At 37.3% G+C, this 13,704-nt stretch carries 14 protein-coding genes; 7 read left to right on the top strand and 7 right to left on the bottom strand.

Going from position 1 to position 13,704, the window contains the following annotated elements; genetic code table 11:
• Positions 1-90: 90 nt before the first annotated feature.
• A complete protein-coding gene (ligA, locus tag CUN60_RS11775; RefSeq protein WP_102952230.1) occupies positions 91-2,184 on the top strand; it encodes an NAD-dependent DNA ligase LigA in 2,094 nt (697 codons plus the stop codon).
• A gap of 19 nt (positions 2,185-2,203) precedes the next feature.
• Here ligA and CUN60_RS11770 read toward each other — a convergent pair whose 3' ends face one another.
• The 4 genes from CUN60_RS11770 to CUN60_RS11755 form a co-directional block, all read right to left on the bottom strand.
• Positions 2,204-2,977 carry an NAD-binding protein gene (locus CUN60_RS11770; protein ID WP_102952229.1) on the bottom strand — a complete coding sequence of 258 codons (774 nt, stop codon included), beginning with the start codon at positions 2,975-2,977 and terminating at the stop codon, positions 2,204-2,206.
• Positions 2,977-3,975, bottom strand: coding sequence for a tryptophan--tRNA ligase (gene trpS, locus CUN60_RS11765; RefSeq protein WP_102952228.1), 999 nt, complete (start codon positions 3,973-3,975; stop codon positions 2,977-2,979). The genes CUN60_RS11770 and trpS overlap by 1 nt, the downstream gene beginning before the upstream one ends.
• A gap of 82 nt (positions 3,976-4,057) precedes the next feature.
• Entirely contained in the window at positions 4,058-5,041 is a 984-nt protein-coding gene (ylqF, locus tag CUN60_RS11760) for a ribosome biogenesis GTPase YlqF (protein ID WP_102952227.1), read from the bottom strand.
• A 129-nt stretch (positions 5,042-5,170) separates the two neighbouring features.
• Positions 5,171-6,193: a tetratricopeptide repeat protein gene (locus CUN60_RS11755; RefSeq protein WP_158649413.1), complete on the bottom strand. Its 1,023-nt coding sequence runs from the start codon at positions 6,191-6,193 to the stop codon at positions 5,171-5,173.
• Positions 6,194-6,730: 537 nt separating this feature from the next.
• Between CUN60_RS11755 and CUN60_RS11750 the strand changes: the two genes are divergently transcribed.
• The 6 genes from CUN60_RS11750 to rplS all read left to right on the top strand — a co-directional run bounded on the left by CUN60_RS11750 (position 6,731) and on the right by rplS (position 10,958).
• Entirely contained in the window at positions 6,731-7,192 is a 462-nt protein-coding gene (locus CUN60_RS11750) for a pilin (RefSeq protein ID WP_102952225.1), read from the top strand.
• Between the two features lie 447 nt (positions 7,193-7,639).
• Positions 7,640-8,776 (top strand): hypothetical protein, encoded by a 1,137-nt coding sequence (locus tag CUN60_RS11745; protein WP_102950789.1) that lies wholly within the window; start codon positions 7,640-7,642, stop codon positions 8,774-8,776.
• Positions 8,777-9,054: 278 nt separating this feature from the next.
• Positions 9,055-9,294, top strand: coding sequence for a 30S ribosomal protein S16 (rpsP, locus tag CUN60_RS11740; protein ID WP_102952224.1), 240 nt, complete (start codon positions 9,055-9,057; stop codon positions 9,292-9,294).
• 3 nt (positions 9,295-9,297) lie between these two features.
• Positions 9,298-9,807 (top strand): ribosome maturation factor RimM, encoded by a 510-nt coding sequence (gene rimM / locus CUN60_RS11735; protein WP_102952223.1) that lies wholly within the window; start codon positions 9,298-9,300, stop codon positions 9,805-9,807.
• Positions 9,804-10,553 carry a tRNA (guanosine(37)-N1)-methyltransferase TrmD gene (trmD, locus tag CUN60_RS11730; protein WP_102952222.1) on the top strand — a complete coding sequence of 250 codons (750 nt, stop codon included), beginning with the start codon at positions 9,804-9,806 and terminating at the stop codon, positions 10,551-10,553. Before rimM ends, trmD begins: the two co-directional genes overlap by 4 nt.
• A gap of 24 nt (positions 10,554-10,577) precedes the next feature.
• Complete coding sequence (gene rplS / locus CUN60_RS11725; protein WP_102952221.1) at positions 10,578-10,958, top strand: 50S ribosomal protein L19; 381 nt, start codon at positions 10,578-10,580, stop codon at positions 10,956-10,958.
• A gap of 41 nt (positions 10,959-10,999) precedes the next feature.
• Here the strand turns inward: rplS and CUN60_RS11720 are convergent, their stop codons facing one another.
• From CUN60_RS11720 to CUN60_RS11710, 3 genes are all read right to left on the bottom strand, one after another.
• Positions 11,000-11,377: a hypothetical protein gene (locus CUN60_RS11720; protein ID WP_102952220.1), complete on the bottom strand. Its 378-nt coding sequence runs from the start codon at positions 11,375-11,377 to the stop codon at positions 11,000-11,002.
• Positions 11,378-11,388: 11 nt separating this feature from the next.
• The gene (locus CUN60_RS11715; protein ID WP_102952219.1) at positions 11,389-12,837 is read right to left on the bottom strand and encodes a hypothetical protein; all 1,449 of its coding nucleotides are present in this window, start codon (positions 12,835-12,837) and stop codon (positions 11,389-11,391) included.
• Between the two features lie 223 nt (positions 12,838-13,060).
• Complete coding sequence (locus CUN60_RS11710) at positions 13,061-13,414, bottom strand: transposase (protein ID WP_102952218.1); 354 nt, start codon at positions 13,412-13,414, stop codon at positions 13,061-13,063.
• Positions 13,415-13,704: the final 290 nt, after the last annotated feature.

Raw genomic sequence — 13,704 nt, 5'->3', positions numbered from 1 at the left:
TTTAATTATGTGTATCCTAAAAATGATGGTTAATACATATTATTTTAATTTCTACCTCATCAATCTGGTGAGGTTTTTTGTTGGTGGAACATGGATTTATTTACTGTGAATGAGAATGAAATAACAGTTGGTGCAAAGATTAGCCAGTTAACCTCAGATTTAAATAAATTTAACTTGTATTATCATACTTATGACCAATCTCTAATTAGTGATGAAGAATATGATCGTCTATTTAAAGAGTTACAAGAACTTGAGCTTAAATATCCTGATCTAGTGCAGCCAGATACCCCAACTCAGCGTGTTGGTGGTAGAGTTTTGGATGGTTTTAGTCAAATAACACATGAATTACCCATGCTTTCTTTGTCAAATGTATTTTCAGTGATGAATGAAGTAGAATCATCATTACGCCATAAAGAATTATTTCAATTTGCAGAACGGGTTGATAAAGAATTGGGTGTTGGTATTGATCAAATTAATTTTGTGGCTATGCCAAAATTTGATGGGGTAGCAATTAGTCTTATCTATGAAAATGGAGTTCTAACCAAAGCAGCAACTCGCGGTGATGGTTACACTGGCGAGGATGTTACCCAAAATGTAAAAACAGTACGTAATATTCCACTTTCTTTTACAAATGATCTTACCCGATCTGAGATAATTGAAGTGCGTGGTGAAATATTGATTCTAACAGAAGATTTTATCAAATTAAATGTTGAACAGCAGCAGAAGGGCGAAAAGATTTATGCAAATCCGCGAAATCTTGCAGCAGGAACGATACGTCAGCTAGATACTAGTATGACGGCTCTGCGACCATTGCGCTTTTTTGCCTACTCAATTGCTAGATGTAGTGATGAGGTAAAGTGTAATACTTTTTATGAAGAGCTGGAGCTACTTAAAAAGCTTGGGTTTACAATTAGTAACGATTGCCGATTATTATCTGGTATAAAAGAATTGGTTATCTACTATGAGGAAATGCTTACTAAAAGGAATCTCCTTGAATTTGGCATTGATGGTGTAGTTTATAAGATTAATAGTATTGCTGAACAGAAAAGATTGGGCTTTGTTTCACGTGCACCCCGATTTGCTATTGCACATAAATTTCCAGCTGAAGAGGTTGAGTCAGAAATTATAAATATTGAGGTTCAGGTTGGACGCACTGGGGCATTAACTCCGGTGGCAAGAATAAAACCTGTCAATGTGGCTGGCGTAGTCGTCACTAACGCAACTCTTCATAATCAAGAAGAAATTCATCGCAAGGATATTCGTATTGGCGATAAAGTAATTGTTAGACGAGCAGGAGATGTAATCCCTGAAATTGTTAGAAGTATCCCAGAAGCGAGAACTCGTGAGCTTGATGTGTTTCACATGCCATTAAGTTGTCCGGCATGTGGTTCACATCTAGTGCAAGAGTCAGGCGAAACAATTATTCGCTGTTCAGCGGGATTATATTGTATAGCGCAAAAGAAGCAGGCGATAACCCATTTTGCTAGTAAGTTGGCATTTAATATTGATGGGCTCGGCGAAAAAATTGTTGAGCAATTGGTTGATGCCAGGTTAATTAACTCCATTCCCGATATTTTTCGTCTGACTGAGATTCAATTAATTAGCCTTGAACGATTTGCCGCAAAAAGCGCAAGGAACCTTGTTGAAGCGATTAATAATAGTAAGAATACTACATTGCCTAGGCTAATTTACGCGCTAGGAATTCGTCATGTAGGAGAAGCCTCAGCTAAAGATCTGGCAAAAGCATTTGGCTCGATAGATAAACTACTGCGGGCGACAAAAGAAGAGTTGATGCAAGTAAATGATATTGGTGAGGTTGTAGCCGAATCAATTTTGAACTTCTTTGCGGAGGAGCATAATTGCATTGTCATCGATGAATTAAAACAATTGGGGGTTAACTATCCTGAGCTTGCTGCTAAAAATCTTTTTAACCCACAGGTAACTGGCAAAACATATGTTATTACTGGGAGTTTTGTTAATCATAAACGTGATGAAATTAAGGCAAGACTGGAAGAGTTTGGAGCTAAAGTTGCAGGCAGTGTTTCTAAAAAAACTGATTATGTGATTGTAGGAGAAGATGCCGGGAGCAAGCTTGAAAAGGCACGAGAATTGGGCGTTACGCTAATAGATGAAGAAAGGCTAGGGACACTTCTTGCGGAGCTGGATGGCAGCAAAACAGGATAATTATGCTATTGGGTTATTTTTATAATAACCCAATAATTGCTGTGGCTTCCATTAATGTGGGCGAAATTACATGATCAGCGCCATTGCGTTTGGCTGGTTCGGCATTTTCTTCATATAATACCCGTACCAAAATTTTAAACTTTGCTCCATATTCTTCACGCAACTTATTGGCATTGATTGCTGCAAGTATATTTTCACTATCGAGTGATGAGGTTGCTATTACTGCTTTACAGAATTCTATATTAGCTTTTGCTAGACTTTCAGCCCGATTAGGTACGTTTACAAACAGAAAATTTTCTTCATTTGGTAATTCCGGATGTGGTCTATTATCAAGGACAATAAATTTTATATTACTTTTATTATACTTACTGATTAATAATTCAGTAAGTACACTGTAACCACATAGGATAATGTGATCTTTCATATGCAGTTTCCCTCCGTGAAGTTTATTTAATGCTTTTTGGATGCGATTTACAACCTGATAAAAAACTACCGAGACAAACATGGCAAAATTACCAAAGCCAAGTACGACCATGGTAATTACCAGATATTTAGCTCGCTCGGTAACTGGATAAATATTTCCATCACCAAGAGTACTGTAAGTAACTACCGTATAGTAGAATGAGTCATTGAGGCTTTTGATACCACTAAACTCATCACGCATCAGGTAACTACCAATAGTCCCATATGCTAATACTGCTATAAATGAGATAATAACAATCAAGCTATATAGATTAACCCCAGCAATGATCCATTTATAGAGTTTACGATAATATCTTTTCTTTTGTGGCATTAGAAGTATTGAACTCCGATAGCTCGTCTAACTTCACTAAGGGTAGTCGCTGCAACTTCCTTAGCCTTCAGTGAGCCCTCTTTAAGCATTGCCATAATCGCAGCTTTATCTTTAGCCAGTTCTGCACGTTTCTCACGAATCGGCGCAAATTTAGCTTCTAATATTTCCAGTAAATAACGTTTTACTTTTACATCACCTAAGCCACCACGCTGATAGTGTGCTTTAAGTTCGGCGATATGCTCTTTATCTTGACCAAATACGTCCAGATAGGCAAATACCATATTTCCTTCAACCTTACCGGGGTCTTCTACGCGTAAGTGATCCGGATCAGTAAACATTGACATTACTTTTTTCTTGAGTGTATCAGCATCATCCGCAAGATAAATTGCATTATCCAATGATTTACTCATTTTGGCTTTACCATCAAGTCCCGCAAGACGGGTGGTAGTTGATAATAAACCTTCTGCCTCAACTAGAACTTCACCGTAGATACTATTAAATTTACGGACGATTTCGTTAGTTTGTTCAATTACCGGTAATTGGTCTTCACCAACTGGGACAATCTTTGCCTTAAATGCAGTAATGTCAGCTGCTTGACTAACTGGATACATCAGAAAGCCGGCTGGCACATCAGCACCAAAACCTTTTTGCTGCATTTCATTTTTAACGGTTGGGTTACGTTGTAAACGAGCAACCGTAACCAGATTCAGATAATACATGGTTAATTCGGATAACTCAGTAATTGCCGATTGGATAAACATAGTGGTTTTGGTAGGGTCAAGTCCGACAGCGAGGTAATCAAGCGCAACTTCCACTACATTACTCCGGACTTTTTCTGGGTTATCTGCATTATCAGTTAGTGCTTGCATGTCAGCAATCATGATAAATTGCTGATGATTATCTTGGAGCTTAACTCGGTTTTCGAGTGAACCAACATAATGCCCCATATGTAGTTGTCCGGTTGGGCGATCACCAGTTAGTATAATTTGTTTTTCCATCTGTATTTTCCTAATGTCTAAATTTCTTTATCTGATCAAATAATTAATGACCATAAATAATAGCTCTGTACTTATATTCTTATTATTTCTTCTTTGCGCTTGTCCGATTAGGTCGTGTAGTTTTTTGCTCTTCTTCATTGTATTCATATTCTGGACGAGTATGCATTTCCTCTTCAGCAGTAGATTGTTCCTCTTCCTCGACAAATTCGCTAATCCACTTATCCCATAATTCAGGGGTTTCCAAACTAATTTTACCGATTTTGCCATCACGAAAATCTTGGATAACAATTTCACTGATTTTTTGGCGGTCAATCACGCCACCAGACATGATACAGCCTCGTTTATTAGCTAGTACGTCAAGCAATTTATCATAATGTAACTCAAGCTGCTCTGGCTTTAATTTATAGCGTGCAGCAAAAGAATCGCGATAAATGCTTTGCTGTAAAAATTCTACTAAGTAGAGAGCTACCAATTCTTCATCTAAAGCATTACGCCCGATACTATTACAGATTGCTAGATTATAACCAATTTGTGGATAGCGGATTTTTTGCCACATCATGCCTGGGGTATCAAAAATTACAAAAGTATCACTGACATAAAGTCGCTGATTAGCTTTGGTAACCGCAGGAACATCGCCCGTTTTAGCGGCTTTTTTGCCGACAAGTTGATTGATTAAGGTTGATTTACCAACATTGGGTATCCCGGTAATCATCACGCGTAAAGGCTTTTCAAAACTAGTACCACGTGCAGGCGCAAGCTCTTTGCATAAGCGAATTATTTTATCGCGTTGCTTCTTATTGTCTTTATCGCCTAAAATAGCTGTGGTGTTTTCTTGTTGACTAAAATAATCTAGCCATACTTTACTAATTTCAGGGTCGGCTAGATCACTTTTATTGAGAATCCTGATTTTACGCTTGAAACGAATTATATTTTGAATTAGCGGGTTACAGCTGGAAAAGGGTGCGCGCGCATCAAGCAACTCAATGACGATATCAATTTCTTCACTTAATTCTTGTAGTGCTTTTTTCGCACGATTCATATGCCCCGGAAACCACTGAATAGCCATTATAAACCCTTATAAATTTGCCAAGATTTTATCATACTTCACAGCCAGTAATGGAGTTCTGGAGTGGTAGATGGGAAGCTTGATGATGCGCAGCATGAAATAAGGGGTGTAACAGCTATTTTAGGTTCTTTAATTTAGGAAAAATTTACTGCCAGTTACAACTTCATTATTTTTTAGATTATTAATTTGTTTAAGTTTATCGATTGCTACTTTGCTGTTAATCGAAATCCTGAATAGAGTATCACCTGCCGTGATGATGATGTAACTTCTGCCATCAGCTGCTGTTTTTACTCTACTGTTAAAGTTGTTAGTATTTGTAGCCGGAGTAGTTTTACTCTCTGTATCTTTAACTACAATGGTAACTGGAGCGGTAGAGTTAGTAATTTTATTTGTAGCTGCTATTTGGCTTGCTTGTTGCTGGTTATTGTCTTTAATGCCAAGCTCTTCTTTTAATTCATTGATGGTTTGTTGAATTTTTTCCCGATTGGTAAGTTTTGGTTCTGTTTTTATCAGCCCATTAAGAGTGACTAATTTTATCTGTAGGTATTGTTTATTTGGGATTCCTTTATAGAGACCCAGATAGTAGTTGGCAACTGGAAAGTTTTCCTGAAGTATGTATGCGTGAGCAATGCCAATATATGCAGTTACTGGAGCACTTTCATCTGCCAGCGCATTGGTGTAGCTTGCTATAGCTGGTTCCAATTTATTTTGGGTGGTGAGACAGTCGCCATTGTCGATATAAATTTTTGTTAATTGGTGGTTTAGTTTTTTGGCTTGGTTATAAGCCTGATCATAGTAAATTTGGGCTTTAGTATAGTTTTGCTCTTGGCATAATAGGTTAGCATAGCTTACCATATAACTTTCATTTTTCTGGTCAAGTTTTAATGCGGTTTGGAAATCGGATTCAGAAGCTGCAAAGTTATTTAGCTGCTGGTAGGCTAATCCTCGCAGATGGTATGCTTCGGCATTTGGCTTGCCACTTTGTATGATTTTTGTGCTTGATTCAACTGCAAGTTGAGGGTTTATTGTCAAATTTTCTTTTGTGGCGGTTAAGTATTGTTGTGTTGTCTGCGCGCTCATAGTAGCACAGCCGAATAAAATTAAACTTCCTGTTGCTATTAATGCCTGACTTAGCAGAAATCTATTTTTCATTCGACGATCTCCTTGAGTTTGTAAACATATGGTTGAATTTGAGTGTTTTTTATAACAAATGTTAACTTGTAATAAGGATATTTTATTCTTATAATTCATTAAAATAAGTCGATAGTACAACTAATACTAGAAATAAAATTTATCCCTTAGACAAATTTATAAGTGACAGCAATACTTAATCACAGCAGAGTTTAACATTGTTTTTGACTTTATGCAAATATGGATATTAATGGCTTTTTTGTTTAAAGTAACCAGATTTACAATGCTTAATTAATTGCTTGCAAATATAAATGTTATGTTTGTCACAATTGATATTATATCAATACTTGTTAATCAAATGACACCAACCAAATTTGTGGGCTAATTATGTTATCCCGAGTTCGCGCTAGAAATGTCAAGTGCAATTTTTGTGCTTTTGTTAAATATCTAGTAGCTGGTAGAATTATTAGTTATATCAAATAAGCTTTTAGACTTTGATACTTTGATGTTTAAGTTGAATATAGCGCTTATTACAACCCTATTTTTGAAGCATAGTCTATGAAACGTCAAGGTTTTACAATGATTGAATTAATGATTGCTGTTGCAGTTATTGGTATTTTAGCAGCTATTGCAGTACCCGCATATCAATCATATACTATCCGTTCTAAGATGTCAGAAGTATTTATATTCGCTAATAATGCTGAGCTAGCCGTTAATGAGTATTATATGACGAACCATGAATTCCCCACTACTAATGATCAGGCGGGATTAGCAACTAACATAACTGGGCAATACGTAACGAATGTAGAAGTAGTAGTCCCCACACCTGGTGGTAGTAACAGTAACCCTTTTATAAGAGTAACCTTTTCAATACCTGGATTATCTACTTCATACGCGAATGATCTAAGATTTCTTGTTACAGTAAACTCTGATGCCACCTTAACCTGGAAGTGTACTGCTTTAGGTCAATCTGGAGCCTATAGAATGGATCGAGCATATATACCAACTGCTTGTCAATAGATGGCTAATTAATAACTACATTGTAAGTTACCCAATCTGCTCACTAGCTTACAATTTCAGCGGCAACTATTTAATGAAGTTGCTGCTTTTATTAAAAGTGTTGGTATGGTAGGTCTGATAAATGCATAACCACATTACCGTGTCAATTCATAATTTCTAAATTGATGTAATATCAATACTTGTTAATCCAATGATACCAAGCAAATTTGTCAGGCTAATTATGTTATTGATTTGATGGTAGGGTATTGTATGTGTAAGTACTATTAGCTGTATTTAGTTAGTTGATATTCCTTTCTAAAGGGGTGAGTTTAGATGCCTCAAAATCGTATAGGTAGATTGCGTAGTTAGCTATATTCAGACTGTGTGATGAATTGTTAATATAGCGTCATGGGAAATAAAAAGCCCGGTAAGCAAAAAAGTAAAAAACATACGTCAAGGAGACATCAAATGAAAAAACTACTTATCGCTTTAGCTGCAATTGGTTCAGTAAATGCTTTTGCAAGTAATATAAATGTTCAGTTACAAAATAATACAGTATGCCCAGTATCAGTAAATGGTAGTACAGTAGCTCCTGGTGGTACAGGCACAGCAACAATAAATTCAGATGGTACATATGCAGTAACCGAATATGCTTCATATTCTGATGGTTCATACCATTGTGAGATAGCAGCTGGTTCAGTGCTATTATCAACTGCTGGGAATCACTCAGGAGCAAAAGAAGATGATTCGTTTACTCTGACTGCAATCCAAGGGAGTTCATTCTCGACAATCAGTAACCCATTTGGTGGTGTACTACAGGTTGACGGGCAAAGCCAGCCATTAAATAATGCTTCAATTAAATTATCCGCTGGTCAGACACATAATGCGGTTCTGACAGTAAATGGTGGTGGAGTTATTCCATCAAGTGAGAAACCAAAACCAGTACAACCGGATTACCAATACCCAAGTGTAATTCGAGCAACAATAACTAATAATACAACCTGTCCGATGATGGTACTGGGTGGTCCAACAATCCAAGCTGGGGAAACAGCAAGAAACATTACGCTAGGCGCAACCAGTGCTCTTCTAGAGAAGATGGATGGACCAACTGGGAAATGTGCATTGTCGGCAACAGCAAGTGTTTATTATGATCGTGCAACAGTAACTCCAGCTACTAATGGTAAAGTTACATTAGAGCAAAGCCCATTAGAGAACAAAGGTTCTTACTTTAAGATTAGTGCAGTATCAGGTAATCAAAGTGGATCAACGACATCAAAATCAGCAGGAACATTCCTAAACCATGCGTTTAATGATGAAGTAGAGAAGAACAATCCTGCAGTAAATATAGCAGTAGGTACACATATCAATCCAGAGCCAACACCACAAGCAGGGGTATATCCGGAAGGTTACCCTAACTATAAGGCAGGTGATCGTATTAAGGGTACAGATGGTAAGACTTATGAGTGTAAACCATTTCCTTACACCGGATGGTGTAATCAGGCTCCATCGGTTTATGCACCGGGAACAGGGACTAGCTGGTCAGATGCATGGACAGTGGTAAGTAATAGTGTATCTGTAGCAGGTGCAGGACATAGTTTCTGGTAGAACACAGTAAGCACACAGAAACAAAGATAGTGTAAAGATCCTTGACGGCCACCGTAGTTTACGGTGGTTGTTTTCTTTTATTTTTCACTATTTGCGGTAGGGTTGTAGCTTATTTGTTACTACTGTTCGCCTATGGTTTATGCTGCTGGAAATTGGTGTGGAATATCTATCTGCAAATTACTGTGTATGGTTTTAAAAGTTATACATTGACATTTTTTATAAATTTAAGTTAAAATAACGGGCTTATTTTAAGTATATTACATTAAAAGGATTTAGTAATGGTTGTTATCCGTTTAGCACGTGGTGGAAGCCATAATCGTCCATACTTCAGTATCGTGGCAACTGATTCACGTTCACGTCGTGATGGTCGTTTTATTGAAAAATTAGGCTTTTATAATCCAGTTCCTTCTGAAGGTGTTGAAGCTGTGCGCATCAATTCTGAGCGTGTTGGTTATTGGACTTCAGTTGGTGCTCAAGTTTCGCCTGCTGTAAAAAAATTATTGAAAAATAATAAATAATTCATGACAATAGCCGCTAATCTAGTGCCGATGGGTTATATAGCTGGTCCGTTTGGCGTAAAAGGCTGGGTTAAGGTTAAAGTCAGTACTGAATATTCAGACTCACTTGATGAGTATCCGGAGCTTTTTCTGGGTAAGGATAGCAGCTGGAAATCAGTAACAATTGAATCAAGTTTTGCTCGTGATGGTATCTTTCACGCAAAATTTATCGGAATTGATGATCGGGATGCTGCGTTTTCTTTAAAAGGAACAACTGTAGCAGTACCACGAGAGCAATTTCCGGAAGCTGAAGAAGACGAATATTATTGGGTTGATTTGATTGGGTTATCGGTAGTTAATCTTGAAGGTGAAAACCTTGGGCTAGTTACTGATCTCATGGAAACTGGCGCTAATGATGTGTTGATAGTAAAAGACGATAAAACTGAACGCTTAATCCCGTTTGTTGCGCGTCATGTTATCAAAGTTGATCTTCAGCAGAAACAGATTACAGTTGACTGGGGACTTGATTATTGATCTTTAGTGTCATTACCATTTTTCCAGAAATGTTTGATGTGTTGCGGCGCTATGGTATAGTTGGGCGAGCACAAAACAATAATCTGTTTCAATTAGATGCAATAAATCCACGTGATTACACGACTGATAATTATCATCGGATTGATGATAAAAGCTTTGGTGGTGGTCCAGGAATGGTTATGATGATTGAGCCGCTTGAAAAAGCCCTAGAAAATGCAAAATTGTCACATGCTAAACAAGGCATAAATCATTCCAAAGTAATTTATCTGTCGCCTCAGGGGCAAAAAATTACGCAAAGCTTAGTTAATCAACTTGCTTTAGAGCAGGGGTTAATTATGATCTGTGGACGCTATGAAGGGGTAGATGAGCGTTTTATTGAACGAAATGTTGATCTAGAACTATCAGTAGGTGATTTTGTGGTCTCAGGTGGCGAATTGCCAGCCCAGTTGCTGATTGATGCAATTGCGCGGCAGATGCCCGGAGCATTAAATACCAGTGAATCAGCATTAAATGATTCATTTATGGATGGACTTCTGGATTATCCGCATTATACCCAGCCACGGGATTATAATGGTAATTCAGTGCCGGAGGTATTATTGTCAGGTAACCATAGCCTGATAAAAAAGTGGCGGTTGCAGCAAAGCTTATGGCGAACTTATCAAAGACGTCCTGATTTGCTTGAAAACCGTGAATTTACAAAAGAAGAATCTCGGCTACTTCAGGAAATCCTTGAAAAAGGTAAGTAGGAACAAGATTTATAAGGAAAAAAAATGAATATTATTCAAATTCTTGAGCAAGAAGAAATTGCACGTTTAAATAAAACTATTCCATCTTTCGCACCTGGTGATACAGTTGTCGTGCAGGTTAAAGTAAAAGAGGGTACTCGTGAGCGTTTACAGGCATACGAAGGTGTGGTAATTGCTAAACGTAATCGTGGTTTAAATTCAGCTTTTACCGTGCGTAAAATCTCTGCTGGTGAAGGCGTTGAAAGAACATTCCAGACATATTCTCCATTAGTAGAATCAATCGAAGTTAAACGTCGTGGTGATGTGCGTCGTGCTAAACTTTATTATCTGCGTGAGCGTTCTGGTAAATCAGCTCGTATTAAAGAAAAACTTACTCGTAAAGAGACTGTGCAAGCAGCACAATAATAAGGCTATCTTAAAAAAAAGGCACTTTATCAGTGCCTTTTTTATTTTGCTTGAGAACTATTTGTAGTTGTTTTTTTTGCTTTACATTTATATAGTTTATCATTTCTGTAATAACATTTGAGATGGCTACCATCATCGGTATAGAAAGAAACTTTCTGCAAATTTGCAACTGTTGGATCGGTATCGTCTTCTTCAATCAGATCGCTGCCGCGTAAATCTCCAGCATTGTGACCGCTAGTAATTTGTTTATCTGTTCTTACTTTTACGTTTTTACAGTTTTGACTGATAATTGCAGAGGTTGTGCTATCTGTCAGCTTTACTCCTTTACAGGTGAATTTCTGCTGGGATAAATCTACTTTGGTCATCGCAAACGTAGAACTAACCCCCATCATAGTTAAAATCATTAATATCTTACGCATTTAAATTTCCTTTAGTATAGATAGCTGACAAATATTTGTGTAACATAGGTACTACCCGCAGTATTATAGGTAGAGTATGGAACTGATTGATAGGCATACACACCAAATAAAGTTAATCCCTTGATTTCAGGTATTGAATAGGTTGTTACCAAATCATATTCTTTAGTTCCATTCCATTGTGGTGAAGCAGTAGTAAATGAGGTAAATGCTGGTGCGATTGACAAATTACCATTTAAGAAGTTAAATGAAGGACTGACCTTATAAGCGCTACCTGCAGTTCCCAGATCTACTAAACCTGCCATATATGGGGTGGTGTATAACGGATCAGTTGCAAAACCATAGGTATATGGTGAAACAATACCTCCATTACCATAAGCGGATTGTGGACCCCAAACACTATTGTAGCCAACATTCAGACTAAACCATTTATAAGTCATTCCGCCCTGGATACCCACGAAATTACTTGAAATTTGACCTAGTCCGGCATCGGTCATGGCATTGGTTCCATTTGGATTGCCTGCACTACCATTAGAGTTATTCGTTCCACCCTGTGCAGCTACATTAAAAGCTAAATTCTCAGTAGGCTGGAACTTAATACTATTATCCGCATATAATAAACTGCCATAATTTTGAAATTCATATCCCCATAGGCGCAGATTATATTGGTTATTCCATGCTAGATAGTTAGCTCCAACCGCAATGGTTTGGTTTGATGTACCAGTTGTAGTATTATTAGCAATCAACCCGCCTCCATAGTCATAACCTTTATTGTAAAAGGTTAAGCCTGTAAATCCAGTTTCACTTACTGCTTGAGCTGCATTAAAGCCAAGGGCAGTTAATAACCAGCCACCACCTGCATCTATATTAACTAAAATTCCCTGATAAGTGGCACCAGGTGCTAGGATATTACTATAATAATTTTGTGATAGCCAAGGACTATTATTAATACCAATTAAACCAGCATCTACTTGTACAATATTACTGTATTGGTATTCTACAAAGGCTTCAGATACGGCTACCTGTTCATTAGCTGGTAAAAATGGTGCCAAATTCTGGTTATAACCATTCATATTGCTGGAAAAGAATGGGTTAACTGCAGTTAATAAACCACCAAATGAAAATCCGGCTACCTGACCTGTTTGTCCAAATAAATTTGCACCATAGGCATAACTTGGAAATCCAGCACCAGCTCCAGTGTATTGTGCAGCAGCACCTGCTAATACATTCCATGTCCCATCTGCAAACCATTTTTCTGCAACGTTCTGGTTTGCCATCTGGCTTTCACTAACAACTTGAGTACCGCCACTACTAGTCAATGTTCCATAGGGGTTTTGAATATAGGCAGTTGGGTTAATGTACTTATCATTATTATTTACTACAGGAGGAGCAGATTCGGAGCCGTCGGCAAAAGCTAAGCCCGAGATTCCTGACATGATCAGGCTATAAATTAATTTCTTCATTTTATTTTCTTCCACAAAAATTTATCTGCCTTGAATTATTTTAATTTATACACTAAATATATCCATTAATAAATCCATTTAAATAGTAGAATAAGTTCATGTCTTAGAATTTAATGTTAAAATATTGATTTATAACAGTTTGTTATATTGAAGTTGTGGTGTAGTTTAATGTAACGTTTATTATATGCTATTTTGTTTATCTAGTTACATAAGAACCTATTTGCTAAGTCGCATTCAGGCGTTTTAACATCAGCCTAATCATGGCAATTTTAATAAACGTCTCAGATGATGAGGTTTTGTGCTCATAATCTTTAGATAGCCTACGATGACTACCAAGCCAAGCAAAAGTTCGCTCCACTATCCACCGTTTAGATAAAACAACAAATTTACTCTGTTCATTACGTTTTACTATAATGAGCACCCAACGAAACATTGCAAAAGTCCAGTCAACCAATTTGCCAGTATAGCCACTATCAGCAAAAATAGCTACTATATGCCTATAGTTCTTGGATAAAAGTAGCAGGGCTCTAGCTCCTACCCGATCTTGAATACCTGCTGAATGAACTATTACTGCCATCTTTATCTGTCAGATTACTTGGATAATTCGTCATTTTCTCTATGCTAATTCTAAAAACCTATATTTTATCGGGCTTTATGAACTTAGCAAACAGGCTATTCGTGAATGATGTTTATTTAATAGACCTCTTTCCTAACCTGCTTCTTTAACTCTTATACGTTGTCATAAAGACTTCTGCGATACTCATGTACTTAAGTGTACACTCCGTTTCTCAAAGTCCTTATTCCTAGTCTAAGAATGAAATAATGGGTTATGAAAGAACTCTAATTTGTAAGTATGATTGAAATAAG

Source organism: Aquella oligotrophica (assembly GCF_002892535.1).
Classification (GTDB): Bacteria; Pseudomonadota; Gammaproteobacteria; order Burkholderiales; family UBA11063; genus Aquella; species Aquella oligotrophica.
The sequence above is the reverse complement of the archived record's forward strand: the minus strand, read 5'-3'. Positions and strand labels throughout refer to the sequence as shown.

Excerpts from the sequence above, each read along its gene's own strand:
- ligA (WP_102952230.1), top strand. The coding sequence starts at position 91 with ATGGATTTATTTACTGTGAATGAGAATGAAATAACAGTTGGTGCAAAG.
- CUN60_RS11770 (WP_102952229.1), bottom strand. The coding sequence starts at position 2,977 with ATGCCACAAAAGAAAAGATATTATCGTAAACTCTATAAATGGATCATT.
- trpS (WP_102952228.1), bottom strand. The coding sequence starts at position 3,975 with ATGGAAAAACAAATTATACTAACTGGTGATCGCCCAACCGGACAACTA.
- ylqF (WP_102952227.1), bottom strand. The coding sequence starts at position 5,041 with ATGGCTATTCAGTGGTTTCCGGGGCATATGAATCGTGCGAAAAAAGCA.
- CUN60_RS11755 (WP_158649413.1), bottom strand. The coding sequence starts at position 6,193 with ATGAAAAATAGATTTCTGCTAAGTCAGGCATTAATAGCAACAGGAAGT.
- CUN60_RS11750 (WP_102952225.1), top strand. The coding sequence starts at position 6,731 with ATGAAACGTCAAGGTTTTACAATGATTGAATTAATGATTGCTGTTGCA.
- CUN60_RS11745 (WP_102950789.1), top strand. The coding sequence starts at position 7,640 with ATGAAAAAACTACTTATCGCTTTAGCTGCAATTGGTTCAGTAAATGCT.
- rpsP (WP_102952224.1), top strand. The coding sequence starts at position 9,055 with ATGGTTGTTATCCGTTTAGCACGTGGTGGAAGCCATAATCGTCCATAC.
- rimM (WP_102952223.1), top strand. The coding sequence starts at position 9,298 with ATGACAATAGCCGCTAATCTAGTGCCGATGGGTTATATAGCTGGTCCG.
- rplS (WP_102952221.1), top strand. The coding sequence starts at position 10,578 with ATGAATATTATTCAAATTCTTGAGCAAGAAGAAATTGCACGTTTAAAT.
- CUN60_RS11720 (WP_102952220.1), bottom strand. The coding sequence starts at position 11,377 with ATGCGTAAGATATTAATGATTTTAACTATGATGGGGGTTAGTTCTACG.
- CUN60_RS11715 (WP_102952219.1), bottom strand. The coding sequence starts at position 12,837 with ATGAAGAAATTAATTTATAGCCTGATCATGTCAGGAATCTCGGGCTTA.
- CUN60_RS11710 (WP_102952218.1), bottom strand. The coding sequence starts at position 13,414 with ATGGCAGTAATAGTTCATTCAGCAGGTATTCAAGATCGGGTAGGAGCT.